At 59.0% G+C, this 24758-nt stretch carries 25 protein-coding genes; 14 read left to right on the forward strand and 11 right to left on the reverse strand.

What is annotated here, in order from left to right:
* Window positions 1-54: 54 nt before the first annotated feature.
* The 4 genes from ACOQOY_RS12370 to smpB all read left to right on the forward strand — a co-directional run bounded on the left by ACOQOY_RS12370 (window position 55) and on the right by smpB (window position 2873).
* A complete protein-coding gene (locus ACOQOY_RS12370) occupies window positions 55-1068 on the forward strand; it encodes a P1 family peptidase (RefSeq protein ID WP_420585716.1) in 1014 nt (337 codons plus the stop codon).
* A 113-nt stretch (window positions 1069-1181) separates the two neighbouring features.
* Complete coding sequence (locus tag ACOQOY_RS12375; RefSeq protein WP_420585717.1) at window positions 1182-1595, forward strand: c-type cytochrome; 414 nt, start codon at window positions 1182-1184, stop codon at window positions 1593-1595.
* A 205-nt stretch (window positions 1596-1800) separates the two neighbouring features.
* Entirely contained in the window at window positions 1801-2343 is a 543-nt protein-coding gene (gene idi / locus ACOQOY_RS12380; RefSeq protein WP_420585718.1) for an isopentenyl-diphosphate Delta-isomerase, read from the forward strand.
* A 47-nt stretch (window positions 2344-2390) separates the two neighbouring features.
* A complete protein-coding gene (smpB, locus tag ACOQOY_RS12385) occupies window positions 2391-2873 on the forward strand; it encodes an SsrA-binding protein SmpB (protein WP_420585719.1) in 483 nt (160 codons plus the stop codon).
* Window positions 2874-2886: 13 nt separating this feature from the next.
* Here smpB and glpK read toward each other — a convergent pair whose 3' ends face one another.
* The 3 genes from glpK to panB all read right to left on the reverse strand — a co-directional run bounded on the left by glpK (window position 2887) and on the right by panB (window position 6110).
* Window positions 2887-4365: a glycerol kinase GlpK gene (glpK, locus tag ACOQOY_RS12390; RefSeq protein ID WP_420585720.1), complete on the reverse strand. Its 1479-nt coding sequence runs from the start codon at window positions 4363-4365 to the stop codon at window positions 2887-2889.
* Between the two features lie 66 nt (window positions 4366-4431).
* On the reverse strand, window positions 4432-5274 hold the full coding sequence (gene panC / locus ACOQOY_RS12395) for a pantoate--beta-alanine ligase (protein ID WP_420585721.1): 843 nt from the start codon (window positions 5272-5274) through the stop codon (window positions 4432-4434).
* Window positions 5271-6110 (reverse strand): 3-methyl-2-oxobutanoate hydroxymethyltransferase, encoded by an 840-nt coding sequence (gene panB, locus ACOQOY_RS12400; protein WP_420585722.1) that lies wholly within the window; start codon window positions 6108-6110, stop codon window positions 5271-5273. Before panB ends, panC begins: the two co-directional genes overlap by 4 nt.
* 171 nt (window positions 6111-6281) lie before the next feature.
* Here panB and ACOQOY_RS12405 point away from each other — a divergent pair, with 171 nt between their 5' ends.
* Genes ACOQOY_RS12405 through ACOQOY_RS12430 form a run of 6 tightly spaced genes read left to right on the forward strand, consistent with a single transcriptional unit; the run spans window position 6282 to window position 13780 of the window.
* On the forward strand, window positions 6282-7769 hold the full coding sequence (locus ACOQOY_RS12405; RefSeq protein ID WP_420585723.1) for an ABC transporter substrate-binding protein: 1488 nt from the start codon (window positions 6282-6284) through the stop codon (window positions 7767-7769).
* A 60-nt stretch (window positions 7770-7829) separates the two neighbouring features.
* Complete coding sequence (locus ACOQOY_RS12410) at window positions 7830-8900, forward strand: hypothetical protein (RefSeq protein WP_420585724.1); 1071 nt, start codon at window positions 7830-7832, stop codon at window positions 8898-8900.
* A 40-nt stretch (window positions 8901-8940) separates the two neighbouring features.
* The gene (locus tag ACOQOY_RS12415) at window positions 8941-9888 is read left to right on the forward strand and encodes an ABC transporter permease (protein ID WP_420585725.1); all 948 of its coding nucleotides are present in this window, start codon (window positions 8941-8943) and stop codon (window positions 9886-9888) included.
* Entirely contained in the window at window positions 9885-10700 is an 816-nt protein-coding gene (locus ACOQOY_RS12420; protein WP_420585726.1) for an ABC transporter permease, read from the forward strand. Before ACOQOY_RS12415 ends, ACOQOY_RS12420 begins: the two co-directional genes overlap by 4 nt.
* Window positions 10697-12295 carry an ABC transporter ATP-binding protein gene (locus tag ACOQOY_RS12425; RefSeq protein ID WP_420585727.1) on the forward strand — a complete coding sequence of 533 codons (1599 nt, stop codon included), beginning with the start codon at window positions 10697-10699 and terminating at the stop codon, window positions 12293-12295. Before ACOQOY_RS12420 ends, ACOQOY_RS12425 begins: the two co-directional genes overlap by 4 nt.
* A 33-nt stretch (window positions 12296-12328) precedes the next feature.
* A complete protein-coding gene (locus ACOQOY_RS12430) occupies window positions 12329-13780 on the forward strand; it encodes an aldehyde dehydrogenase family protein (RefSeq protein ID WP_420585728.1) in 1452 nt (483 codons plus the stop codon).
* A gap of 3 nt (window positions 13781-13783) precedes the next feature.
* Here ACOQOY_RS12430 and pncB read toward each other — a convergent pair whose 3' ends face one another.
* Window positions 13784-15076, reverse strand: a complete 1293-nt coding sequence (pncB, locus tag ACOQOY_RS12435) for a nicotinate phosphoribosyltransferase (protein ID WP_420585729.1) — start codon at window positions 15074-15076, stop codon at window positions 13784-13786.
* A 166-nt stretch (window positions 15077-15242) separates the two neighbouring features.
* On the opposite strand from pncB, the gene ACOQOY_RS12440 reads away from it, so the two are divergent.
* On the forward strand, window positions 15243-15776 hold the full coding sequence (locus tag ACOQOY_RS12440) for a hypothetical protein (RefSeq protein ID WP_420585730.1): 534 nt from the start codon (window positions 15243-15245) through the stop codon (window positions 15774-15776).
* On the opposite strand, the gene pncA is transcribed toward ACOQOY_RS12440, so the two are convergent.
* Window positions 15773-16366, reverse strand: a complete 594-nt coding sequence (gene pncA / locus ACOQOY_RS12445; RefSeq protein WP_420585731.1) for a bifunctional nicotinamidase/pyrazinamidase — start codon at window positions 16364-16366, stop codon at window positions 15773-15775. The genes ACOQOY_RS12440 and pncA overlap by 4 nt on opposite strands.
* A 92-nt stretch (window positions 16367-16458) precedes the next feature.
* On the opposite strand from pncA, the gene ACOQOY_RS12450 reads away from it, so the two are divergent.
* Together ACOQOY_RS12450 and ACOQOY_RS12455 are read left to right on the forward strand one after the other, a co-directional pair.
* Window positions 16459-17364, forward strand: coding sequence for a rhodanese-related sulfurtransferase (locus ACOQOY_RS12450; RefSeq protein WP_420585732.1), 906 nt, complete (start codon window positions 16459-16461; stop codon window positions 17362-17364).
* Window positions 17365-17439: 75 nt separating this feature from the next.
* Window positions 17440-17940 carry an ion channel gene (locus ACOQOY_RS12455; protein WP_420585733.1) on the forward strand — a complete coding sequence of 167 codons (501 nt, stop codon included), beginning with the start codon at window positions 17440-17442 and terminating at the stop codon, window positions 17938-17940.
* A gap of 13 nt (window positions 17941-17953) precedes the next feature.
* On the opposite strand, the gene ACOQOY_RS12460 is transcribed toward ACOQOY_RS12455, so the two are convergent.
* Window positions 17954-18283: a hypothetical protein gene (locus ACOQOY_RS12460; RefSeq protein WP_420585734.1), complete on the reverse strand. Its 330-nt coding sequence runs from the start codon at window positions 18281-18283 to the stop codon at window positions 17954-17956.
* A 178-nt stretch (window positions 18284-18461) separates the two neighbouring features.
* Here ACOQOY_RS12460 and betB point away from each other — a divergent pair, with 178 nt between their 5' ends.
* Window positions 18462-19916: a betaine-aldehyde dehydrogenase gene (betB, locus tag ACOQOY_RS12465; protein WP_420585735.1), complete on the forward strand. Its 1455-nt coding sequence runs from the start codon at window positions 18462-18464 to the stop codon at window positions 19914-19916.
* Window positions 19917-20053: 137 nt separating this feature from the next.
* Here betB and ACOQOY_RS12470 read toward each other — a convergent pair whose 3' ends face one another.
* Genes ACOQOY_RS12470 through ACOQOY_RS12490 form a run of 5 tightly spaced genes read right to left on the reverse strand, consistent with a single transcriptional unit; the run spans window position 20054 to window position 24712 of the window.
* Window positions 20054-22210, reverse strand: coding sequence for a hypothetical protein (locus ACOQOY_RS12470; RefSeq protein ID WP_420585736.1), 2157 nt, complete (start codon window positions 22208-22210; stop codon window positions 20054-20056).
* The gene (gene motA, locus ACOQOY_RS12475) at window positions 22207-23076 is read right to left on the reverse strand and encodes a flagellar motor stator protein MotA (RefSeq protein ID WP_420585737.1); all 870 of its coding nucleotides are present in this window, start codon (window positions 23074-23076) and stop codon (window positions 22207-22209) included. Before motA ends, ACOQOY_RS12470 begins: the two co-directional genes overlap by 4 nt.
* Window positions 23077-23114: 38 nt before the next feature.
* The gene (locus ACOQOY_RS12480; RefSeq protein WP_420585738.1) at window positions 23115-23690 is read right to left on the reverse strand and encodes a MotE family protein; all 576 of its coding nucleotides are present in this window, start codon (window positions 23688-23690) and stop codon (window positions 23115-23117) included.
* Window positions 23687-24205 (reverse strand): hypothetical protein, encoded by a 519-nt coding sequence (locus ACOQOY_RS12485; RefSeq protein ID WP_420585739.1) that lies wholly within the window; start codon window positions 24203-24205, stop codon window positions 23687-23689. The genes ACOQOY_RS12480 and ACOQOY_RS12485 overlap by 4 nt, the downstream gene beginning before the upstream one ends.
* Before the next feature lie 9 nt (window positions 24206-24214).
* Entirely contained in the window at window positions 24215-24712 is a 498-nt protein-coding gene (locus ACOQOY_RS12490) for a flagellar basal body-associated FliL family protein (protein WP_420585740.1), read from the reverse strand.
* Between the last annotated feature and the right edge of the window lie 46 nt (window positions 24713-24758).

Here is a 24758-nt window from a genome sequence, read left to right on the forward strand (position 1 = left end):
TCCGCCGGAGGCATCGCGCCTGCGCGCTTTTCGGCCCGAACCCCGCAGCTCGAAATGACCCCCGGACCCAGAAATCTGATCACCGACGTCCCCGGCCTCAAAGTCGGAAACGCGCAGGATTATGCGCTGAAATCCGGCACAACCGTGCTGACCGCCGACCAACCGTTCACCGCGTCGGTTCATGTGATGGGTGGCGCGCCGGGGACGCGCGAAACCGATTTGCTGGCGCCGGACAAAACCGTCGACCGGGTTGACGCGATCGCCTTGTCCGGCGGATCGGCTTTTGGTCTGGATGCCTGCTCGGGCGTGTCCGAAGCGCTACGCGCGCAGGGCAGAGGATTCGGCGTAGGCCCTGTCACAGTCCCTATCGTGCCTGGCGCGATCTTGTTTGACCTGCTGAATGGTGGTGACAAGGGTTGGACCGAGAATCCGTATCGGGCTTTGGGGCGCACCGCATATGAAACGGCCGGTACGGAATTTGGCCTTGGGACGTGCGGTGCTGGAACAGGGGCGTTGGCGGCGCGGCATAAAGGGGGGCTGGGGTCGGCGTCGCTGGTGCTGGACAATGGCATAACCGTCGGGGCTTTGGTTGCGGCCAATCCGCTGGGCAGCGTCACCACCCCGGGCGATCGCCATTTCTGGGCCGCGCCTTACGAGGTCAACGGGGAATTTGGCGGATTAGGGCCTGATCTGCGCTCGGGTCTGGGACAACCCGAAGCTAGTCTAAAAGCGCAGTCGATGAGACCGGCGGACCCGCATCAAGGCAATACGACCATTGCGATCGTCGCCACCGATGCCGCGCTGTCCAAGCCGCAATGCCAGCGGCTTGCGGTGGCGGCGCATGATGGTATCGCCCGCGCAATCCTGCCCGCGCATACGCCCGGTGACGGAGATCTGGTCTTTGGCATCAGCACCTGCGCGCACCCTGTTGAGACAAAGGCGATGGGAATGATCGGACATGCGGCCTCGATCTGTCTGGCGCGCGCCATTGCACGGGCGATCTATCTGGCGACGCCAGCCGCGGGCGATCTGTTGCCCTGCTGGTCGGCTTCACATGACTTAAGTTAAGGACGGCGCATATGCCGCAGTGGCACTATGCCCGCGCGCGGCAATCCGCGCGTTGACTCTTATTTGCGCCGACGGTCCATTCGGTGCAGCCAATTTGTATCGGAGCAAAAGCAATGAATCGCATCCTCGCTACCGCAATCGTCGGCCTGCTGGCCCTTCCCGTCTATGCCGAAGGTGACGCCGAAGCCGGTAAAAAGGCCTTTAACAAATGCAAGTCCTGCCACCTGATTGCCGACCCCGAAGGAGAGGTGATTGTCAAAGGCGGCAAGACCGGGCCGAATCTATACGGCGTTGCGGGCCGCACGGCTGGCACCGTCGAAGGTTTCAAATACGGCGACAGCATTGTTCAGGCGGGCGAAAACGGGCTGGTCTGGGATGAAACCACTTTCGTCGCATATGCTCAGGACCCCAAAGCGTTCCTTAAGGACTATCTGGGTGAAACCTCGGCCAAGTCCAAGATGACCTTCAAGCTGAAGAAAGGGGCCGAGGACGTCTACGCTTATATCGTCAGTGTGTCCGGCGAATAACGTCCATACCAAGACCCGTTTTGAAATTACAAAAGGCCGCAGCCCCTGCGGCCTTTCGTGCGGTTGATAACCGGTTGGATCGACGCCACGTTGGCAATGCGCGACTCATCATGCCATTGCGTGGTGTCGCAAAGCTATGCCTGACGGGCCGCAGCCAATTCCGACCATCCCGCCGCCTCGGCGGATCAACAGCAGGAGACGACAGATGGGAATCATGATCCCGGCCTGGGTTGATGGCGAATTGACCCCTGTAGACAAGCTTGAGGCCCATGAAAAAGGCCTGCGTCACAAGGCGGTGTCGGTTTTTGTAGTGCGCGGCACTGAGATTTTGCTGCAACGCCGGGCCTTGGGCAAATATCACACGCCGGGCTTGTGGGCGAATACCTGCTGTACCCACCCGGATTGGGGTGAAACGCCCTCGGCATGTGCTGTGCGCCGCTTGCGGGAAGAATTGGGGATCACCGGATTGTTCCCGGAGTATCGGCATCGGCTGGAATACCACGCCGATGTGGGCAACAGCATGATCGAACATGAGGTGGTCGATATCTTCCTCGCCCATGTCCGTGGCCCGCTGAAAATCGACCCTAACCCGAATGAAGTCATGGAGATCCGCTGGATTGACTACCACGATCTGCTGGCCGAAGTGCAGCGCCATCCGCAGCGGTTCACGCCATGGCTGAAGATTTATCTGCACAGCCACGCCGACACGATTTTTGGCCCTGATCTGATCATCTCGGCCACGTCCTGACTGCTACGGCTTGCAAGGGCCGCCCAAGCCGCCTAAATCAACGCGTCATGGCCAAGCAAAAGCAGAACTCAGACCCGAATTACAAAGTCATCGCCGAAAACCGGCGTGCCCGCTTCGATTATGCGATCGAAGAGGATATCGAGTGCGGCATCGTGCTGGAAGGGTCCGAGGTCAAATCCCTGCGCGCGGGCGGCTCGAACATCGCCGAAAGCTATGCTTCGGTCGATGACGGAGAGCTGTGGCTGATCAACAGCTACATCGCGCCATATGAGCAGGCCAAAGTGTTCAAGCACGAAGAACGCCGTCGCCGTAAGCTGCTGGTGTCGCGCAAAGAGCTGTCGAATCTGTGGAACGCGACCCAGCGCAAGGGCATGACGCTGGTGCCGCTGGTTTTGTATTTCAACCACAAAGGTCGGGCGAAGCTGAAGATCGGCATCGCCAAGGGTAAGAAGCTGCACGACAAGCGCGAAACTCAGGCTAAACGTGACTGGTCACGTCAGAAGCAGCGGTTGATGAAGGATCACAGCTGATCCTTCACGTGGTTCAGAAGGCCATGGCGGCGGATACGGCGCGTTTCCAGCGGTCATAAGCGGCGTCGCGGTCCTCGGCAGACATTTCCGGTTCAAACCGGCGATCCAGCGCCCAGGTGTCCGAGAACCCCTGCTGATCCGGGTACACCCCCGCCCGCATCCCGGCCAGCCATGCAGCACCCAAGGCGGTGGTCTCCTGCATCACCGGGCGGTCGACCTCAGCTCCAAGACAGTCCGACAGGCTCTGCATCGTCCAGTCCGAAGCGCTGGCCCCGCCGTCCACGCGCAGGATCACATCGGTATCCGCGCCCCAGTCACCCTGCATCGCATGCCACAGATCGCGGGTCTGATACGCAATGCTTTCCAGCGTTGCCTTGGCAAACTCGGCACGGCCCGAGTTGCGGGTCAAACCAAACACTGCGCCGCGGCAGTCGGGCTTCCAGTAAGGCGCGCCAAGGCCGGTAAAGGCGGGGACCAGAACCACATGCTGGGTCGGGTCGGCCTGCTGCGCCAGATCACCGCTTTCGGGGGCGGTTTCGATGATCTGCAACGCATCGCGCAGCCATTGCACGGCGGCCCCGGCTACAAAGATCGAGCCTTCCAGCGCATAGGTGCGTTTGCCGTCCAACTGATACGCAATGGTGGTCAGCAGGCGGTTCTTCGATTCGACCGGCTTGTCGCCGGTATTGAGAAGCGCGAAGCAGCCCGTGCCATAGGTCGATTTCATCATGCCCGGCTTGAAACAAGCCTGCCCAATTGTGGCGGCTTGCTGGTCCCCCGCCACGCCCAGAATCGGGATATTTCCCCCAAACAGAGTCGTTTCCCCGAAGTCCGAAGCGCAGTCATGCACTTCGGGCAGCATGTTCATCGGCACGTCCAGCAGGTCGCAGATTTCCGTACTCCACGCGCCCTTATGAATGTCAAACAACAACGTGCGCGCGGCGTTGGTGGCATCGGTGGCGTGACTGCGTCCTTCGCTTAGACGCCAGATCAGGAAACAGTCGATGGTGCCGAACATCAGTTCTCCGGCCTCGGCCTTGTCCCGTGCGCCCGGCACATTCTCCAGCAGCCATTTAACCTTGGTGCCCGAGAAATAAGGGTCCAGCAGCAACCCGGTCTGGGCGGTCACGTCGTCCTCGCACCCGGCTTGTTTATAACGCGCGCAGATCTCGGTGGTGCGGCGGTCTTGCCAGACGATGGCGTTGTGGATCGGCTTGCCGGTTGCGCGATCCCAGACGACGGTGGTTTCGCGCTGGTTGGTGATGCCGATACCCGCGATTTGATCGGCGGTGACGCCAACCGTCTCCATAACCTCACGGCAGACACGCAGGACGCTGTCCCAGATTTCCTCGGCATCGTGTTCGACCCAGCCTTCCTGGGGGAAATGCTGCGTGAACTCGTGCTGCGCGGTGCCTGCGCGCTGCATATCGGCGTCGAACAATATGGCCCGCGATGATGTCGTGCCCTGATCAATGGCGAGAATATAGGTCATTCCCCGCGCCCCTCCCGTTTGGCTTTGCGGGACTTTAGCGCAAACAATGACGCGCGGGCCAGAGGCTCAGACAGGAATATTGTCGATCAGCCGAACGCCATCGGCCCAGGCCGCCGCGAACAGCCGAGCAGGGCGTGTGGCGTGGGTCAGGGGTTCCAGCGTTTCGGCGCAGCGCAGATGGATGTATTCGACCTGCGAGAACCCCGCGGCCAGCAGATCAGTTTCGGCCTTTTTGGCCAGATCCTCAAAAGTCGCTCCAGCTTTCAACGACTGAGCGACGCCCTGCATGATCCGGTGTTTATTGGCGGCAATGGCCAGCCCCTCGGGCGAGAGACGTAGGTTGCGCGAAGACATCGCCAGCCCCGAAGGTTCGCGTACCGTGGCGCAGCCCACGACCTCGATCGGGATGTCCAGATCACGCGCCATGCGGCGGACGATCATCAGCTGCTGATAGTCTTTTTCCCCAAAATAGGCTCGATCCGCCTGTGTTTGCAGGAACAGTTTGGCGACAACCGTGGCGACTCCGTCGAAATGTCCGGGGCGGAATTCGCCTTCCATCACATTGGTCAGACCGGCGACGGAAACGGTGGTGGCGAAGCCCTGCGGGTAAATCTCTTCGGGGTCCGGCACGTAGATCACGTCGACGTCAAAGGAGGCCAGTTTCTCCGCGTCTTCGTTTTCAGTGCGCGGGTATTTGGCCAGATCTTCGGGGTTGTTGAACTGTTTGGGGTTCACAAAGATCGTCACGATCACCCGATCGGTCTCGGCCTTGGCGGCCTCGACCAGAGACAAATGTCCCTGATGCAGCGCGCCCATTGTGGGGACCACGCCGATGGTCTCACCCGCACGGCGCCATTTGGTTGTCAGCGCACGCAAATCGCTCAGGCGGCGCAGGATCGGGGCGGTCATGTTTTGGGTCCTTTGGCCGGCGCCTGATCGGCGAAAACGTGTTCGTCCGCCGGGAAGGTCCTGGCGCGCACTTCTGCGGCGTATTGCGCGATGGCGGCTTCGGCCTGCGGGCCAAGCTCGGCATAGCGTTTGACGAATTTCGGTTTGAAGGCGGTGAAGAACCCGACCATGTCGTCGACCACCAGAATCTGGCCGTCACACCCGGCGGATGCACCAATGCCGATGGTCGGGATCGAGACCTCTGCCGTGATCTGGTCGGCCAGACCTTGCGGCACCTTCTCAAGCACGACCGAGAACGCGCCTGCCTCGGCCACGGCGCGGGCATCGGCCAGTACGGCCTCGGCCTGTTCATCGCGGCCCTGAACCTTGTAGCCGCCCAAAGTATTGATCGACTGCGGGGTCAGGCCGATATGCGCCATCACCGGGATGCCGCGCTTGACCAAGAAGCGGATCGTTTCAGCCATCTCGACCCCACCTTCCAGCTTGACCGCACCAGCGTTGGTGTCGGCCATCAGACGGGCCGCATTGCGAAAGGCATCAGCCGGGGAATGTTCATAGCTGCCAAAGGGCATGTCGATGACCATCATCGCCTTGTCCAGACCGCGCGAAACGGCCTGACCGTGCATCACCATCATCTCCATGGTCACGCCCAGCGTCGATTCCAGCCCGTGCAGCACCATGCCAACGCTGTCCCCCACCAGAACAAAGTCGCAATGGGCATCCATCAGCCGCGCCATCGGCGTGGTGTAGGCGGTCAAACTGACCAGAGGGTCACCCCCTTTGCTAGCGCGGATATCCTCGGCATTCGGGGCTTTTTTGCGGGCGGTGGCGCTCATGATCGCTCCTCCGGTGTTCATGTTGCAGCGCGGCATAGCAGATTGCACAAGGTCATAGAAACCCCGGTTGCGCGAACATTTCCTTGAATGACCTTAGGTTTAAAGGGACATTACCTGAGGAACGGCCCGTAAAAACGCAGGGCCACGCATTTGAAGCGGGGAGATATTTTTATGACAAAGCAGACGTTTCGAACATTTGTCTCGGCGCTGGCCGTGGGTGCCAGCCTGTTCGCCGGGCAAGCCATGGCCAAGTCAGATATCACAATTGCGATGCAATTGGAGCCGCCGCATCTGGATCCAACCAGTGCTGCGGCGCAGGCTATCGATTCGGTGGTCTACACCAATATCTACGAGGGTCTGACCCGATTCATGGGCGATGGCTCGGTCGTTCCCGGCCTGGCCGAAAGCTGGGAGATTTCCGAGGACGGCACCGTCTATACCTTCAAGCTGCATGATGGCGTGACCTTCCACGATGGCACGGCAATGGACGCCGAAGACGTTAAGTTCAGCCTCGACCGCGCCCGCGCGGAGGACAGTGCCAATGCCCAGAAAGCGTTGTTTGCCGGGATAGAAAGTGTTGAGGTCGTGGACCCTCTGACCGTCAAAGTCACCCTGTCCGAGCCGAACGGCAATTTCCTGTTCAACATGGCCTGGGGCGATGCAGTGATTGTTTCACCGGACAGTATCGAGACCAATACAACTAACCCGGTTGGTACAGGTGCCTTCACCTTTGACAACTGGGTACAAGGCGACAGCATAACGCTGAACCGCAATCCGAACTATTGGGGCGATCAGCCTGCGTTAGAGACTGCTACGTTCAAATTCATCTCGGATCCCACCGCCGCTTTTGCCGCCATGATGGCCGAGGATGTGGACGTGTTCGACAACTTCCCTGCGCCGGAAAACCTGCCTCAATTCGAGGCTGATCCACGGTTTCAGGTGCTGGTTGGCTCGACCGAGGGCGAGACGATCCTGTCGACCAACAACAAACAGCCGCCTTTCGACGATATCCGTATACGGCAGGCGCTGGCCCATGCCATTGACCGTCAGGCGATCATTGACGGGGCGATGTTCGGCTATGGCACCCCCATTGGCACCCATTTCGCACCCCATAACCCGGCCTATGTCGATCTGACCGGCAATTCCGCCTATGACCCGAAGAAGGCCGCCAAACTGCTGGCCGATGCGGGTTTTGAGCAAGGGTTTGATACCACCTTGCACCTGCCGCCGCCCTCTTACGCCCGGCGCGGGGGCGAGATCATCGCCGCGCAACTGGCCGAGGTTGGCATCAACGCCGAGATCATCAATGTGGAATGGGCGCAGTGGTTGGAAACGGTGTTCAAGGGCAAGGAATTCGGTCTGACCATCGTCAGCCATACCGAGCCGATGGATATCGGTATCTATGCGCGGCCTGATTACTATTTCCAGTATGACAGTCTGGATGCACAGACGCTGATGGAGACCCTGAACACCACCACTGACCCGGCAGAACGCGAAAGATTGCTGGGCGAGATGCAGCGCCTGATCGCGGATGACTACGTCAATGGTTATCTTTTCCAACTGGCCAAGTTGGGTGTTGCCAAAACTGGGGTGCAGGGGCTGTGGAAGAATGCGCCGACCGCTGCCATCGACCTGACCCAGATCAGCTGGTCCGAGTAACCTGTTACTGGGGCTGCATTGGGCCGCCCCGGTTCACAAATTCCCAATGCGAGCCTGAACATGACCCCGGTCCGCGCCATATGCCTTTTGGTTGTGATAATCTGCCTCTGTGCGATGGGGGCCGGGCAAGCGCTGGCGCAGAACACACTGGCCGGGGGACTTCGAGAGCTGGTCGGTACGCCGGAGAACCCTTTGCAGGTTGGTGTCGGCGTCCGAATTGATCAGGTCACCAGCGTCGACCAGAAGGCCGAGAATTACGGGGCTGTTGTTGTTCTAAGGGTCGAGTGGACCGACCCGGCGCTGGCCTTTGATCGCGAGGAAGTCGGTCGGGAGATTCAGGTCTTCAATCCTCCGGCGCTTGCGGAACATGCTCGGGGTCTTGGTGCGGTTGTGCCTGCCTTTGTGATTCACAATCAGCAATCCAACAAGTGGATCCACGAATCCGCCGCCTCGTTGCGTTATGACGGGCATGTGGTCTATGCCGAGAAATCTTCGCTGACCTTGCAAGCGCCGCATTTTGATTTCCGCAAATACCCGTTCGACACTCAACAGTTCTTCTTCGAAGTCGTCTCGATCTTTCCGTCTGAATACGTCTCCTATTACGCGTTGGAGGAGCATTCCGGTCTGGGTGATTTGCTGGGCGAGGAAGAATGGATATTGGACAACCCTCGGGTTGAGCATTCGAAAGTTATCGGCCTGTCCGGACGGGAAAGCGATCAGATCGCATTGGCTTTTGAAGGTCACCGGCACCTGACCTATTACGTGATCCGGGTGTTCTTGCCGATGCTGGTTTTGATTACGGTGGGCTGGGCGCTGTTCTTCCTGGATGAGTATCGCCGCCGGATCGAGATTGCGGGTGGTAATCTACTGGTCTTTGTGGCCTTCAACTGGGCGATCTCGGCTGATCTGCCCAAGCTGGGGTATCTGACTTTTCTGGATTTCATCCTGCAATGCATGTTCCTGATGACCGGGGCGTTGATCGTATTCAACGTCGCCCTGCGCAAATTGAAAGTCTCGGGTCGTGAGGACGGGGCTAGAATGCTGGACAATTATGCAATCAAGTGGATTTACCCGTTGGGCTATGCCGCGATCGTTGCGTATGCGGTTTTTGCCTATCTGCTGACACCTTAGGCGCTGGACCCGCGCGAGATGCGGCCCTAACGTGGCCTTGATGCTACGCTATGCCCTCAAACGTCTGATTTCGTTGCTGATCAGCCTTGCCGTCGCCTCGGTGGTCATCTTTGCGGTGATCGAGGTTGCGCCCGGTGATCCGGCCTCTTTCATGCTGGGCGTGAACGCGCAAGAGGATACGCTGGCGGCTTTGCGGGCCGAGCTGGGGCTGGATGGTTCCAAGGTACAGCGGTATTTCAGCTGGGTCAGCGGGATGTTGGTGGGGGATTTTGGCACCTCCTACACCTATCGCACACCGGTGTCGCAGATGATTGCGGATCGGTTGTGGGTGTCGTTGCCGCTGGCGCTTTATGCGCTGACCCTGTCGACCCTGATCGCCTTTCCCGCCGGGATTTACGCCGCCGCGCGCCGGGGCAAGCCGGGAGATCTGACAGTCATGGGGGCAACACAGCTGGGCATTGCGGTGCCGAATTTCTGGTTCGCCATGATGTTGGTTCTGATCTTCGCCATCAACCTGCGCTGGTTCAATGCCGGCGGTTTCGCGGGCTGGAACAATGGCCTCTGGATCGGGCTGCATTCGCTGACGCTGCCTGCGATAGCACTGGCTCTGCCACAGGCGGCGATTTTGGCGCGAGTTATGCGATCATCATTGCTGGATATCTTAGGCGAGGATTTCATGCGCACCGCCCGCGCCAAGGGCCTGTCGCGCCGTCAGGCACTGTGGCGGCACGGGGTGCGCAACGCCTTGATCCCGGTGCTGACCATCATCGGGCTACAATTCTCGTTCCTTCTCGCAGGCTCGATCATCATCGAGCAGGTATTCTATTTGCCCGGCCTTGGACGGTTGGTGTTTCAGGCGATCTCGGCCCGTGACCTGATTGTGGTGGAGTCGGTAGTAATGCTGCTGGTCTTCGCGGTCATCACCGTGAACTTCTTCGTCGATCTGGCCTATGCAGCTGTCGACCCGCGTCTGAGGCGTCGGACATGAGCCGTAACTTGATCCTCGGCGCGGCGCTGTCGTCTCTGGTCCTGCTGGCGGCGCTAGTGTCCTTTGTGTGGACGCCCTACGATTATGCCGCGCTGGACATCCCGAACAAACTGCAACCGCCCAATGTCCAACACTGGTTCGGAACCGATCACTTCGGGCGGGACATGTTCTCGATGATCATGGTGGGTGCGCGAACGTCGATTGCGGTAGCTCTGGTCGCTGTGGGCATCGGCATGGCGCTGGGCGTGCCTTTGGGCCTGACGGCAGCGGCGCTTAAAGGGGCGTGGCTGGATGAGGTCATCATGCGCGGTAATGATCTGGTCTTTGCCTTCCCTTCATTGGTCATCGCCATCCTGATTACAGCCGTTTTCGGGGCCGGAGCCATCAACGCGATCATTGCCATTGGCATCTTCAACATCCCCGTTTTCGCCCGCATCACCCGCGGTGCGGCGCTGTCCCTGTGGGAGCGGGAATTCATCCTCGCCGCGCGCGTCTCAGGCAAAGGGGCTGCGCGGATTTCGGCGGAACATATCCTGCCCAATGTAGCGAACCTGTTGATCGTGCAGGGCACCATCCAGTTCTCGCTGGGCATATTGGCCGAGGCAGGGCTGTCCTATGTCGGCCTTGGCGCGCAACCGCCGACGCCCAGCTGGGGCCGAATGCTGGCCGACGCACAGACGATGGTCAGTTTTGCCCCGCATTTGGCCCTGATACCCGGTGTGGCGATCATCGTGACGGTGCTGGGTCTGAACCTGCTGGGGGATGGGCTGCGCGACTGGCTGGACCCTAGAATCCGGGTGGCGCGCGCATGAGCCTTTTGCAGATCGAAAACCTGTCACTGTCCATTCACGGCACGGACATTCTGAACAGGGTCAGCCTGACTATCGCGTCCGGGCAAATCGTGGCCGTGACGGGAGAGAGCGGTTCGGGTAAGTCGATGACGGCACTCGCCGTGATGCAGTTGCTGCCGAACGGTGCCGAAGCGACGGGCGCGATCAAGTTCGATGGTCGGGACCTGCTCAAACTATCCGAGGCCGAAATGTGCGCCCTGCGCGGGGCCTCTGTCGGCATGGTGTTTCAGGAACCGATGACCGCCCTCAACCCGGTCAAAACCATCGGCGATCAGGTGATGGAGACGATCCTGATCCACAAAGCCATGCCGCGCGCGCAGGCATTGGCGCGGGCGCAAGAGGTGCTGACTCGCGTGGGCCTGCCGCCCGACCGGTTCCCCTTATCGCGCTACCCGCATGAGCTGTCCGGCGGACAGCGCCAGCGCGTCGTGATCGCAATGGCCATCGCCCTGCGCCCCAAACTGCTGATCGCAGATGAGCCGACCACCGCGCTGGATGTGACGACGCAGGCGCAGATTCTGGACCTGCTGAAAGGGCTGGTGCGGGAGTATGACATGGGTCTGTTGATGATCACTCATGATCTTGCGGTTGTCGCAGATATGGCCGATCAGATCATCGTTATGCGCCGCGGTGAAGTAGTTGAAGCCGGCGCAACCCGTGATCTTCTGCACAACATGCAGCACCCCTATACGCGCATGCTGTTCGAAGCCTCGGGCCATCAGGTCAGTTTGCCCGAACCCGCGCAGCCTCATCCGCTGCTTGAGGTCGCGCAGGTTGTTCGGGATTACCGCATGCCCCGAAAGCGCCTGTTCGACACACCGCAACACCACCGCGCTGTGGATGGTGTCAGCTTTACCCTCAACCGGGGTGAGCGTTTGGGGTTGGTCGGTGAATCCGGTTGTGGAAAATCGACCCTAACGCGGGCTATTTTGGGCTTGGAAGAGGTGCAATCCGGTCAAATCCATCTGGATGGTCAACCAGTCTTCACCGGTCACAAACCCAACCTCGCGGTGCGTCGCAAAATGCAGGTGGTGTTTCAGGACCCATATGGCAGCTTCAACCCGCGCCACCGGGTTGCGCGCCTGATCACCGAGCCATTCCACTTGCTGGATGCCCCTCCATCCGCGTCCGAGAGGCAGGATCGTATCGCCGAGATGCTAAGCGCCGTTGGCCTAAGGCCCGATGATGCGGGCAAGTACATCCACGAATTCTCGGGCGGGCAGCGGCAACGCATCGCCATCGCCCGCGCCCTGATCATCCGGCCCGAGTTGATCCTGTTTGATGAGGCAGTCTCGGCCCTCGACGTTTCGGTCCGGGCGCAAATTCTGGATTTGCTGGCCGAACTTTGCGCCGCTTACGATCTGACCTATCTTTTCATCAGCCACGATCTGAGCGTCGTGCGCACGATCACGGACCGGGTCATGGTGATGCAGGCAGGCAAAATCGTTGAGCAGGGTGCGACCGAAAGGGTCTTTGCCGACCCACAGCATCCCTACACCCGAACCCTGATCGAAGCCGCGCCGACCTTTCCGGAGATCGGCCAGATTGTCGCCTAGATCCCTTTGTTAGAGCCGAAAGGAAGCCCCAAAATGTCCAATCCTCTCTGGTTCAATCCCAGTCTTTGCCTGATCGGAGGCAAATGGGTCAACGCCGCGTCACAGGCGACCCTTCCGATGGTAAACCCGTCGGACGGTTCGGATATCTGCCAGATCGCGCGCGGCGATGCCGAGGATATCGACGCCGCCGTACAGGCGGCCCAAGCGGCGTTGGATGGTGATTGGGGCCGAAAAACCGCTCTGGAACGGGGCCGTATCCTAACAAGGCTCGGCCAGATGGTGCTGGAGCGGGTGGATGAACTGGCGCAGCTAGAAGCGATGGATGTGGGCAAACCATTGACGCAGGCACGCGCCGATGCAGTGGCACTGGCGCGGTATTGTGAGTTTTACGGTGGCGCGGCGGATAAGGTGATGGGCGAAACCATCCCCTATCTGGACGGCTACACCGTCTATACTCTGCGCGAACCGCATGGAGTCACCGGCCATATCGTGCCTTGGAACTATCCGATGCAGATCATTGGTCGCTCGGTCGGGGCGGCGCTGGCGATGGGCAATGCCTGTGTTTTGAAACCGGCTGAAGAGGCCTGCCTGACCGCGCTCGCCTTCGCCCATATGGCGCAACATGCGGGATTGCCCGCAGGTGCGCTGAACGTTGTTACCGGTCTGGGGGATGAGGCAGGCGCGGCGTTGTCGGCGCATCCGGGCGTGAACCATATCTCGTTCACCGGCTCCGTCGCCACGGGTGCATTGGTGCAACAGGCGGCGGGGCGCAACGTGGTGCCAGTGACGCTGGAGCTGGGTGGGAAATCTCCGCAACTGGTGTTTGACGATGCTGATCTGGATGCCGCCCTGCCGTTTCTGGTCAACGCGGGTATTCAGAACGCAGGACAGACTTGTTCGGCCTCGTCGCGCATTCTGGTGCAGCGTGGGGTGTATGAGCAGGTTAAAAGCCGCATGGCGGCAGCCTATACCGAGCTAACCGTTGGTCCGGCGCAAGAGGATTTACGGGTTGGTCCCCTGATCTCAACCCGCCAGCAAGAGATCGTGACGGGTTTTCTGAGCAAGGGAAGTGATCTGGAGATCGCCGGGCAGGGGCGTATCGTCGATCACGCGTCGCAACATGGTGCCTATGTGCAGCCAACTCTGTTCGCCGATGTCCCGCCCAATCACGTTCTGGCGCGGGATGAGATTTTTGGCCCCGTACAGGTTCTGATCCCGTTTGACACCGAAGAAGAAGCCATTCAGATCGCCAATGCCACCGATTACGGACTGGTCGCCAGCATCTGGACCCGCGACGGGGCGCGGCAGATGCGGTTGGCGAAGCGGCTACGCTCGGGCCAGGTGTTTATCAACAACTATGGCGCTGGTGGCGGGGTAGAACTGCCGTTTGGCGGTGTTGGAAAATCAGGTCACGGACGTGAGAAAGGGTTTGAGGCCCTCTATGGGTTCTCGCAGTTGAAAACGGTCGCTGCTTTCCATGGTTAGGGTCTAAACAATGACCTCAATCGACTCCTGCGCGCCGACACCAAACACCCGTTTATAGCGGTCGATCTCATCCTTCGGCCCCATCGCCTTTTCCGGGTTGTCTGAAAGTTTTACGGTCGGGCGGCCATTGGCCGAAACCGCTTTGCACACCAGCGAGAAGGGCGCGAGCGCATCATTCGGCACCAGTCCGCGGAAGTCATTGGTCAGCAGCGTGCCCCAGCCAAAGGAAATATTGGCGCGACCCGCAAATTGGCTGTGCAGCTCTTGAATCTTGTCGACATCCAGCCCGTCCGAGAAAATGATCCGTTTCTCTTTCGGGTCTTCGCCACGCGATACCCACCAGTCGATCGCCGCTTCGGCCCCGGTCGCCGGATCTCCGCTATCAATGCGGATACCGGTCCAGCCTGCCAGCCAGTCGGGCGCGTTGTCCAGAAACCCTTTGCTGCCATAAGTATCGGGCAGAATGATCCGCAGATTGCCGTCGTGCTCATCATGCCAGTCGCTGAGCACGTCATAGGGTGCTTGTGCCAGTTCGGCATCTGAATCGGCCAGCGCGGAATAGACCATGGGCAGTTCGTGGGCGTTGGTGCCGATCGCCTCAACCTCGCGCCGCATGGCGATCAAACAGTTCGAAGTACCGGTGAAGGCAGGTCCCAGCCCCTCGATCATCGCCTGAACGCACCAATCCTGCCAAAGGAAGGAATGCCTGCGTCTGGTACCGAAATCCGCGATCCCGAGGCCCTCGATCTTGCCGAGCTTTTCGATCTTTTCCCATACGCGCGTCATGGCGCGGGCATAAAGCACCTGAAGCTCGAACCGGCGCATTTCGTTCAGAACTGCGCGGGATCGCAGCTCCATTAACACCGCCAAGGCCGGGATTTCCCACAGCATGACCTCGGGCCAGCTGCCTTCAAACGTCAGTTCATACTGATCGCCCTTGCGTTCCAGATGATAGGGCGGCAGGCGCAGATTCTCGAACCACTCCATGAAATCCGAGCGGAACATCTGCCGTTTGCCATAGAATGTATTGCCCCGCAGCCACGTGCTTTCCCCCCGGCTGAGGCTGAGCGAGCGGATGTGATCCAGCTGTTCCCTCAACTCGCCTTCGTCGATCAATTCGGCCAATGGAATGTGATTCGACCGGTTAATCAGCGAAAAAACCACATCCGTTTGGGGCTTATTTCGAAACACTGACTGGCACATGAGCAGTTTGTAGAAGTCTGTGTCGATTAAAGACCGTACAATTGGGTCAATCTTCCATTTATGATTGTACACGCGCGTCGCAATATCGACCATTGGGAACTCCTGCGATTTCCGTTGTTAGATCAATAGGTGCGCGGATTGGCAAGAGTCGCTAGTTTGTAGACAATGACAAGGTCAGGTCACAAAGCGAGCATATTGTGTAGTCTTTTCACCGGTTAGTGAGAAGAAGGGGTTGGAAGAACGAAGGTTTAGTTAGTGTATGGGTCTCGAGTACGACTTTGATATTGTAGCGATTGCACCGGACGAAGTGGATCCCGAACATGGCGTGGCTGCCGTGACCGGGAACCGTGCCGTGCGGGCCTGGTTTCGCGACAGTCGAACTGTGCAGGCCCTGCATTCTGCTTCTCCTAAGATTCGTCGCATTTTCCTGGAATCCGGGTTTAGCCTTGAGCCGCGCAGCAGTGATCTGCCGCACGGTGTTTACCGGGCCGAGGATTCCGGTGATCGCGAGCGCATCCTGAAACGCTTGTTCGCCAACATTCGAAATATGGGCGTGCAGGGCGAATATTGCGGCGATTTCGACTTTTGGCAGTTTCTCGATGATGTGAAACGCGCGCGTCCCCGCGCCCCTGTCGTGCAAAAAGCAACGGATCCGACCGCAGCGCTGCGCCCACCGCCTCCGGAACAGCCGAACAGAGCCTCGGTTCAGTGGCGGATCGGCATTGCGGTTGGTCTGGCGGTACTGGTGATCCTGTTGCTCAGATATCTGGCAGCCGCAGGAACGGCACCCTAAGTCAGCGTTACGCCCGCGTCGCGCATCGCGGTTTCGGCTGCCGACAGTGAGCCGTCCAGATCAATTGCCCGGCAGGCTTCCATTTTCACAGTCACTTCAAACCCAAGACGCGCCGCGTCCACTGCCGAGAAATGGACGCAGAAATCGGTCGCCAGCCCGACCAACGTCAGTTTTTCAATGCCGCGTGTTCTCAGATAACCTTCAAGCCCGGTCGGCGTGGTCTGGTCGTTCTCGAAAAACGCCGAATAGCTGTCGATGGCGTTGCGAAATCCTTTTCGAATGATCAGGTCGCCATCGGTGCGCAAATCCGGGTGAAATGCGGCCCCCTTTGTGCCTTGTACGCAGTGATCGGGCCACAGCACCTGCGGACCATAGGGCATTTCGGTTACGTCATAAGGGCTTTTCCCGGCATGAGAGCTGGCGAATGAGGAATGCCCCGACGGGTGCCAATCCTGTGTCAGGATCACAGCGTCGAAATCATTCATCATGGCGTTGATGGGGGCGACGATCTCATCGCCTCCGGGGACAGCCAGCGCGCCGCCGGGGCAGAAATCGTTCTGGACGTCGATGACGAGCAAGGCGTTGGGCATGGCGGTCTCCTTTGGTCTATCGGTACGAGGCCGCACGGGGGGCGTCAATCCGGTCTCTTGCGACTCTGTGCCAGCAGGTTTAGACCGCGCGCATGTATACCATCGCTGCTCTCTATCACTTCACCCGTTTCGCCGATCATACCGCGCTGCGTGACCCTTTGCTTGATCTGTGCCGTGCGCAGTCGGTCAAAGGCACCCTTTTGCTGGCGCAAGAAGGGATCAACGGCACTATCGCCGGTCCGCGCGCCGGGATCGACGCGGTGCTGGCGCATATCAAAGCGCTGCCGGGTTGTGCTGATCTGGAATGGAAAGAGGCGACGGCCGATCATCCGCCCTTCGGCAAGATGAAGGTGCGTTTGAAGAAAGAGATCGTAACCATGGGCCAGCCGGACGTGGATCCGCGCGCCCGCGTCGGAAACTATGTTGAGCCCGAAGAGTGGAACGACCTTATCCGCTCGGACGACGTGGTGGTGATCGACACCCGCAACGATTACGAGGTGGCGATCGGCACGTTTGAGGGCGCAATAGACCCTGAAACTGCCAGTTTCCGAGAATTTCCGGCGTGGTGGGAAGAGAATAAAGAGCGCTTCCACAACAAACGCGTCGCCATGTTCTGCACCGGTGGTATTCGGTGTGAGAAATCCACCAACTACTTGCTGGGGCAGGGGGTTGAGGATGTCTATCACCTGAAGGGCGGCATTCTGCGCTACCTAGAGGAAATGCCCGCCGAGGACAGCACGTGGCACGGCGAATGTTTCGTCTTTGACAACCGCGTCTCGGTTGGTCACGGGCTGGTTGAGGGTCCGCATAACCTGTGCCACGGCTGCCGCCGCCCGATCCTGCCCGAGGATATGAAGCGCCCCGAATATGAGCATGGCGTGTGCTGCCATCAGTGCATCAATGAGACGTCGGAGGCCGACAAGGCCCGATTCCGCGAGCGTCAGAAACAAATCCTTCTGGCGCGTCAGCGCGGGCAAGAACATCTGGGCGCGGAATAAGTCCATCCGCGATTGCGGTTGCAGGGACCTGCTGAAAACCGGATGATCCGGTTAATTCAGCATGTTGGAGGCTCAATGTCCCGCAAACCCACGACTCTGGCGGAATGGAAATCAACGCTTTTGGCAGCGGCTGGTATGGTGCTGGCCAGTTTCCTGGCGTGGTTCGGCCTGTCACGCCTGAGCGAGGCAACCGCTGGCGATAAGATTGGCACCATTGCCTCGATAGGTCTGTTTCTCTGGATCGTGTCGCAATCCTGGTTCTACATGACACAGGTGAAATCCCCGCGCCGGTTGCTGTTCCTGATGGGCGTGTCCTTCATTCAGGTGGTGCCGTTTCTGTTCGCAGCCGTCTACGGCGCGTTTGGCTATAGCGACAATTGCGTAGTCGGTGCGCGCGGGCCGGGCGATATCCTGTACTTCTCTTATGTTACCTTCACCACGGTTGGATATGGGGACATGGCACCGACCGGCCTCTGCCGTGGATTGGCGGTGTCCGAGGCCGTAACGGGCTATATCCTGCTGGGTCTGTTCGTGGCGGCCGCGGTTGCGCTCTATGCGCGAAACCACGGAAAATAGACTCTAAAACAGGCTATTTGTTCTGATCTATCCAGCTCGACATCATCTGTTTGTCGCGAAAACACTCGGATGGGATCGGGCGGCGTTTGCTGCGCGAGATACGTTCCGCAAAGGCGACCTGTTTGCCGGTGGGATAGTTGGCAAAGGGCGATGGGTCTTCTGGTTTATGCGCCGAAATCCAATCCGACATCGACCGCCGGTCTCGCTGCGCTTCAACCGGGATATCCAACGCCGACTGTTCGGCAATGGCCCGGGCGTAACGCATCTGCCGGTCCGTGACAGGCAACAGATGATAGTCGTTCGACGGGCCGCTCAGAGCGGAATTTCGCGAGTACTGGGCCATCGGGTGTTCCTCTGACTGTGTAGAACATATGTGGAACATTAACCATTTTTTTCAAGAGGGGGAGGTCGCGGTTAGGCGGTAAATTGCCGGCTCGCCGTTTATTGACTGGTCAATCAATAATAGATAAATCGGTAATAACTCTATGTCCCTGTGTGGCGAAAAAAGAAAAGGACGCGGCATGAAATTCCAGCCCAAGGCCAGCCATTTCATCAATGGCGAATATGTTGAGGATACAAATGGCGCGCCTATCGACGTGATCTATCCGGCCACTGGCGAGGTCATCGCCCGCCTGCATTCCGCCACACCTGAGATCGTAAATCAGGCTCTAAACAGTGCAAAAGAGGCTCAGACCGAATGGGCGGCACTGTCCGGGACCGAGCGTGGTCGCGTCCTGCGCCGCGCCGCTGATATCATGCGCGACCGAAACCGGGAGCTGTCGATTCTGGAAACGCATGATACCGGCAAGCCTTTGCAGGAAACTCTGGTGGCAGACGCGACCAGTGGTGCCGATGCCTTGGAATACTTTGGTGGTCTGACCGCCTCGCTGACCGGAGAACACATTCCGTTGGGCGGTGGTGACTTCGTGTACACGATCCGAGAGGCGCTGGGCGTTTGCGTCGGCATCGGCGCGTGGAACTATCCGACCCAGATCGCCTGCTGGAAGGGTGCTCCGGCGCTGGCTTGCGGCAACACGATGGTGTTCAAACCGTCCGAGACTACGCCTTTGTCCGCGCTGCAAGTGGCCGAGATTCTGATCGAAGCCGGTGCCCCCAAAGGCGTCTACAACGTGGTACAGGGCTATGGCGATGTGGGTGCCTCGCTGGTGACCGACCCCCGTGTGGCCAAGGTCTCGCTGACAGGCTCGGTACAGACGGGCCGCAAGGTCTATGCTGCCGCGGCTGACGGCATGAAACATGTCACCATGGAATTGGGCGGCAAATCCCCGATGATCGTGTTCGACGATGCCGATATCGAAAACGCCGTTTCGGGCGCGATCCTGGGCAATTTCTATTCCTCTGGCCAGGTGTGTTCCAACGGCACCCGTGTATTCGTGCAGAAGGGCATCAAGGACGCTTTCCTGACCCGCCTGTCCGAGCGTTTGGCGACCGCGAAAATCGGCGACCCGCTGGATGAAGATGTAAACTTCGGCCCCATGGTCAGCGAAAACCAAATGAATATCGCGCTGGGCTATATTGAAAAAGGCAAGGCCGAGGGCGCGCGTCTGGTCTATGGCGGCAATCGGATCGAATGCGATGGGTTCTATATGCAGCCCACCGTTTTTGCCGATGTAACCGATGACATGACCATCGCGCGCGAAGAAATCTTTGGCCCGGTGATGTCGGTGCTGGATTTTGACACCGAAGAAGAGGTCTTGGCCCGCGCCAATGACACGGAATTCGGTCTTGCGGCGGGTGTTTTTACCAACGATCTGACCCGTGCGCATCGCATCGTGGCGGGGTTTGAGGCCGGTACCTGTTACATCAACACCTATAACCTCGCCCCGGTTGAGGCACCGTTTGGTGGGTCAAAAATGTCTGGTGTGGGGCGCGAGAACTCAAAACTGGCAATCAACCATTTTAGTGAAATGAAGACGGTTTACGTGTCGATGAATGACGTCGAGGCGCCTTACTAGTCATTTCCGGTCAAGCGGCTTCGTCTACGATACCCCACCCCCGACGGATTGCGTCGGGGGTGGATCGCCAAAAGTCTTCTGTGTGCCGCCCGTTTCAGGATGACAGGTCAGCGTGCCAACCCGTGACGAACGCCCGATTAAGGGCGCGGACCATCATGCTCAGGTTCAATCGCTGCCAAAAGATCGGCGATGTTCTGCCGGGTGGCCGCGCTGTCGGCAAGCAAGCTCGCTGCATCTGCCAAAGGCGTGTCTTGCAGTCGGGACGGTGGCGCCGACAGCTTCACAGTGGTCTGGGCTATCCGAGCGAACTTGTCGTCCGTGCCAGCTTCGACGGGTAAGTCTGCCAACCAATTCAGCCGGTTTGCGGCGTCCTGTTGACCGAAGGTGTTCAGCAACTCTGCTGCCGCGCCGAGATCTCCGATCATCGTTAAAGCGTCTGCCCGCAATGCGGTTGCCTCATCCGAGGGGTCATCGCCCAGATCCAGCATCGCCTGATGCGGGCGGAGGTCAAAAAGTGCTGCCTTGGCTCGCAAGCGCGACCGCTCACGCCGCCTGTCCCGGTCCTGCGGGCGTTTTGCCAATGTCGATACCTGTCTGGAAAACCCAAGCGTGGCGAGCCTGTTTGCCACTGCGACCGCCGTATCCGTTGTCAACGCCTGCATCTGATCATTCGGAAGGTTCAAAACGCGGCGCAGGAATGTCGCATCATCGGCCCGTTCGGTCAGGACCAGCATCACCCGATTCCGCGTTTCCGCGCCGTCTGGGTCATTGGGCAGAGCATCCAGCAGATCTATAGCCGCGTCGAATTCCTGGGCCAAACTCAACGCAAGTGCCTGCGTTTGCTGCATCAATGGGCCAATATCTGATCTGCGATATTCGACAACATAAGATGCGGCAAGGCCCAGTTCCCGAGGCGAAATCGACCCGCGTTCCGTCCAGCGTTTTTCGACCAGTCGGGCTAGGGCGAGCGGGGCGTCCAGTGCTGCATCGGATGCGGAAAGCACGTCCTCCAGCAGATCCTCGGCCTTGTGCGTATCGCCTTCGGCTGACGCAATCTTTGCCTTGGATTGCGTGACATCGGGTCCGGCCTCAGTCTCAACACGATCGACTGATCGCAACACGCGTCGCGCGGCCTCCAATTCGTCCGCATCCACCAGAATGTCCGAAAGCGACGGACCGACATGCCGGCGAAGATGATCGGGCAAACGCGCGAAACTTTGCTCCATCGCGATCAGGTTCGCATCATTTGACAGCTGGCCTTCAGTCAGAACTGACCACAGCGCGGCGTCGCCATCGCATCTTTGCAGCCCTTCAAAGGGGTTGGTGTCGGCCAGCGGGCCGTCATCCAGCACGCGCGCAACGGCTGATATTCGGTCCGCCGCCGCAGATTTTTGCCCGACCAGTTCCAACGCCCTGAGGGCTTCGGCGCCAAAGCCCGAATATGCATAGAGTCTTGCAAGTCGCAGCGCCTGTTCTCTGTCGACTTTGTCGAATTCCTGGTACAAACCGGATCGAAGATGCGCAGCCTGTTCGGCGAACGGTCGTTCATCGGACCAATCGTCAAATCCCAGTTCGGCACTGGATATGCAGGGCGGGCGTCTTTCCAGGTGGGGGATGTCGGGACCCAGAAGGCCATTCAACTCCTCCAGAACCGAACTCACCTGAACGTTCAACTCCACTTCGGGCGGTATGAATAGACTCTGGTTTCCGGTCGAATCCCTTAACCCGACAGGAGCAATATTCAGGTCGACGATCCCTCGGTCGGCCCCTTGCAGCAGCCGCGTTGAAAGTTGTTGCTCAAACCCGTTTGCGTTTTGGTTGAACAGGGGCAGCGCCAACAGGTCGATACTATGATCTGCGTGCAACGTGTCCTTTTCCTTTGGGGCCGTGGGCAGAAACGGCCCCGGAATATCGCTGGTGAGCGGCGGCAGAAAACTGCCCGGCGCGATATCCACTACAATCATCGTGTCTTTGAACAGGAAGGCCGATGCCGCGCATTCGCACCCGAATTCCAATTCCAACGATCCACCCGCCTCTGGCTGAGAAATCGAGGCAAGCCGATTTTCAGTCAACCGCTGGAAAACAGAGCTTGTCTGAAACCTCACATCCTTTAGCGCGACGTTCAGGCGTGCTCCGTTTTTGGTCTGTTTCAGAGACCATGTGGTATCGGGTGGCACCTGTACGACCAGCCGGGTGTAGCCCTCATGCTCTCCCGACCGGACCGTAAGGTCTTGCGCGGCAACACCGCTGGCCGCCGCGATCAGGGCCGTTGCAAGGACCAGAACCCGGGTCATGCCGCGGCCTGTTTCAGTTCTCTCAGCGCCTCTTCCAACTCGGTAAAGCCGGGGCGGTTATGGGTCGGCGTGTTCTGGCGACCCACCTCGATACACATGGCAGCGTTATGGTTGTGCAGATTGGCAACCAGCACTTCTTTGATCAGCTGATAGAAATGGTTGTCCTCTTCCACAACGGCTTTCAGTTTGCCCGCAAAGGGACCAACCAGACCATAAGCCAGAAACACGCCCAGAAAGGTCCCCACCAGCGCGCCTCCGATCAGCTTGCCCAACACCTCGGGCGGCTGGTCGATCGAGCCCATCGTTTTGATCACGCCCAGAACCGCAGCAACGATGCCCAAGGCGGGCAGACCATCCGCAACCGTCTGTAAAGCATGGCTGGAGTGCATGGCATGGTGAAAGTTCGCCTCCATTCGCTTTTCGAGAACCTCTTCCACCTGATGCGGGTCGTCATAGTTCATCGAGGCCGAGCGCATGGTGTCGCAGATCAGATCCACCGCCTCTTTGTCGGTCTGAATCCTGGGATAGGCCGAGAATAGAGACGAATTTTCAGGGTCTTCGATATGTTGTTCAACTTCGACCGGGTTGGCCTTGGCAATGCGGATCAGAGAGAACAGCAGGCACAGAAGGTCGCGATAATCCTCGGGCTTCCATTTCGGACCTTTGAACACTTTGCCCATATCCTTGATGGTGTGCTTCACGGCGCTCATGTCGTTGCTGATCATAAAGGCGCCCACAGCAGCGCCGCCAATCATCATCATCTCAAAAGGCAGCGATTTCAGGATGATCGTCATCTTCCCGCCCGCGGCCAGATAGCCGCCGAACACCATGGCGAATATGACGACAATTCCGATAAGTCCGATCATGAGAGGTCTCCAGCAAAGTCCAATGCGGGGTTCAAATCTTATTCCTGAGGGGCCGCGGCGTTGCGGCCCGCCATGATGACGCTGATCGTATAGGCGGCCTCGGGGCTGAGACCGGCGAGTACTCCGGCAGCTGCATCCGGCGGCATGCGCGACAGGAAGCCAGCGGCAAAACCCGGGTCCATCGTCTCAAACAATGCGGCGGCGTCTTTGGGTTTCATGCTTTGATAAACATCGGTCAGGCGGGTCAGATCCGTCTCGGCCGCCTTCTCGGCGATAGAAAGGGTTGCGCGCAGGGATTCCTCGGCCTCTTGCAGGGCGGCCAACCGCGTCTCAATGGCCTGATCGGCAATGGCCAGCGCCTTTTCCTTGTCCAAGACAGCAGCTTCGCGCTGTTTCAACGCCTCTTCCCGCCGCAGCAATTCTGTGAGCAGAACCTGTGCTCCGGGCAGGTTGGTCTGCGCCTGATTGGCCTTGGGCATCGCAGGCTCAGTCGTTTTTGCCAGTGCCGGTCCTGCTTCCAGCCCAAGACGAATCGCAGCCGATCCAATCATCAGCAAAGAGATTACCGCCAACACGCCGCCTTTTGGGCGCTTGTCACTGCGCCTGCGCGTCATGTCGTTGCCTCTTTCCCAGATCGATTGTGCCGGAAAAACATCACGCCACCGGGTTTCTTTGCGGGGGGCAGAGTGGCCTCTTCTTTTGGCTCTTCTGGTTCTTCGGTGGCCTCTTCGGGCGCGTCCTGCTCGGCCTCAGTTGATGCTTCAACCTCAACCGGTTCTTCACTGGTCTCATCCAAGGCGTCACTGAGGTCCGGTTCGGCTGTCTGCGGGGCTTTGTCCTCAGCCGGGATCACGTCGTGCATCGACGCCATCATCAGTTCCAGCCGCTGCGCAACCGATTCGGCGCGTTGCGTCAGCTCTTTCAGAACGATGCCGGATTGGTCCGAGGCATCCCGTGCAGAGTCCAGCGACTTCTTCAGCTCATCCGCCTGAGATGACAGGACGGCCACCGCGCCGCCCACACCTTTTTCAAGATCAGTAAACCGCTTGAGCCGCCGGGACAGCACAAAACAGTAAAGACCCGCCCCAAGCGCGCCAGCGACCAGCAAAATGTCTGCAATCAGCTCCAATTTCGCCTCCTAATTCAGTACAAATTCCATCACGAGAACGTCGCGCACGCGGCCTTCTCCGACCACAATCTCAATGCGCCGCAGCAGGTGTCCGCGAATGCGCATCAGGGCCAACGAGTCCTCAAGGTCCGACACTTCGACCGCGCGCAGATAGCCGTTCAGCACATCCATGATTCGCGGCTTCATCTTGTCGACATCGGCAGCGTATTCGCTGTTCACCTCAAGCTGTGCGTGGAACTTCAGATGCCGCGAATCGCCTGCGTTGACCGAGACAATAACTGGCGGGAGATCAATGAAACCAACCTTGGGCAGGGCCTTCACAGCCTTGCCTTTGTCCTTTTCTCCGGCCTCTTCGACCGCAGGTTTTCCGCCAAAGGGCAGCAGCCCGGACGTGGTCAGAAAATACCCGCCAGCTGCCCCGGCCAGGGCCAGAATCACCCCAATAATCATTCCTTTTTTCCCAGACTTTACTGGGACTTCCGCCTGTTCCGCAGTCGCGTCAGCCATGACGACCTCATTTCTGTGTTCCGCAATTGTCATAACCCGGCAGGGA

It is taken from the genome of Ruegeria sp. (genome assembly GCF_965221235.1).
Classification (GTDB): Bacteria; Pseudomonadota; Alphaproteobacteria; order Rhodobacterales; family Rhodobacteraceae; genus Ruegeria.

Excerpts from the sequence above, each read along its gene's own strand:
- ACOQOY_RS12370 (WP_420585716.1), top strand. The coding sequence starts at position 55 with ATGACCCCCGGACCCAGAAATCTGATCACCGACGTCCCCGGCCTCAAA.
- ACOQOY_RS12375 (WP_420585717.1), top strand. The coding sequence starts at position 1,182 with ATGAATCGCATCCTCGCTACCGCAATCGTCGGCCTGCTGGCCCTTCCC.
- idi (WP_420585718.1), top strand. The coding sequence starts at position 1,801 with ATGGGAATCATGATCCCGGCCTGGGTTGATGGCGAATTGACCCCTGTA.
- smpB (WP_420585719.1), top strand. The coding sequence starts at position 2,391 with ATGGCCAAGCAAAAGCAGAACTCAGACCCGAATTACAAAGTCATCGCC.
- glpK (WP_420585720.1), bottom strand. The coding sequence starts at position 4,365 with ATGACCTATATTCTCGCCATTGATCAGGGCACGACATCATCGCGGGCC.
- panC (WP_420585721.1), bottom strand. The coding sequence starts at position 5,274 with ATGACCGCCCCGATCCTGCGCCGCCTGAGCGATTTGCGTGCGCTGACA.
- panB (WP_420585722.1), bottom strand. The coding sequence starts at position 6,110 with ATGAGCGCCACCGCCCGCAAAAAAGCCCCGAATGCCGAGGATATCCGC.
- ACOQOY_RS12405 (WP_420585723.1), top strand. The coding sequence starts at position 6,282 with ATGACAAAGCAGACGTTTCGAACATTTGTCTCGGCGCTGGCCGTGGGT.
- ACOQOY_RS12410 (WP_420585724.1), top strand. The coding sequence starts at position 7,830 with ATGACCCCGGTCCGCGCCATATGCCTTTTGGTTGTGATAATCTGCCTC.
- ACOQOY_RS12415 (WP_420585725.1), top strand. The coding sequence starts at position 8,941 with ATGCTACGCTATGCCCTCAAACGTCTGATTTCGTTGCTGATCAGCCTT.
- ACOQOY_RS12420 (WP_420585726.1), top strand. The coding sequence starts at position 9,885 with ATGAGCCGTAACTTGATCCTCGGCGCGGCGCTGTCGTCTCTGGTCCTG.
- ACOQOY_RS12425 (WP_420585727.1), top strand. The coding sequence starts at position 10,697 with ATGAGCCTTTTGCAGATCGAAAACCTGTCACTGTCCATTCACGGCACG.
- ACOQOY_RS12430 (WP_420585728.1), top strand. The coding sequence starts at position 12,329 with ATGTCCAATCCTCTCTGGTTCAATCCCAGTCTTTGCCTGATCGGAGGC.
- pncB (WP_420585729.1), bottom strand. The coding sequence starts at position 15,076 with ATGGTCGATATTGCGACGCGCGTGTACAATCATAAATGGAAGATTGAC.
- ACOQOY_RS12440 (WP_420585730.1), top strand. The coding sequence starts at position 15,243 with ATGGGTCTCGAGTACGACTTTGATATTGTAGCGATTGCACCGGACGAA.
- pncA (WP_420585731.1), bottom strand. The coding sequence starts at position 16,366 with ATGCCCAACGCCTTGCTCGTCATCGACGTCCAGAACGATTTCTGCCCC.
- ACOQOY_RS12450 (WP_420585732.1), top strand. The coding sequence starts at position 16,459 with ATGTATACCATCGCTGCTCTCTATCACTTCACCCGTTTCGCCGATCAT.
- ACOQOY_RS12455 (WP_420585733.1), top strand. The coding sequence starts at position 17,440 with ATGTCCCGCAAACCCACGACTCTGGCGGAATGGAAATCAACGCTTTTG.
- ACOQOY_RS12460 (WP_420585734.1), bottom strand. The coding sequence starts at position 18,283 with ATGGCCCAGTACTCGCGAAATTCCGCTCTGAGCGGCCCGTCGAACGAC.
- betB (WP_420585735.1), top strand. The coding sequence starts at position 18,462 with ATGAAATTCCAGCCCAAGGCCAGCCATTTCATCAATGGCGAATATGTT.
- ACOQOY_RS12470 (WP_420585736.1), bottom strand. The coding sequence starts at position 22,210 with ATGACCCGGGTTCTGGTCCTTGCAACGGCCCTGATCGCGGCGGCCAGC.
- motA (WP_420585737.1), bottom strand. The coding sequence starts at position 23,076 with ATGATCGGACTTATCGGAATTGTCGTCATATTCGCCATGGTGTTCGGC.
- ACOQOY_RS12480 (WP_420585738.1), bottom strand. The coding sequence starts at position 23,690 with ATGACGCGCAGGCGCAGTGACAAGCGCCCAAAAGGCGGCGTGTTGGCG.
- ACOQOY_RS12490 (WP_420585740.1), bottom strand. The coding sequence starts at position 24,712 with ATGGCTGACGCGACTGCGGAACAGGCGGAAGTCCCAGTAAAGTCTGGG.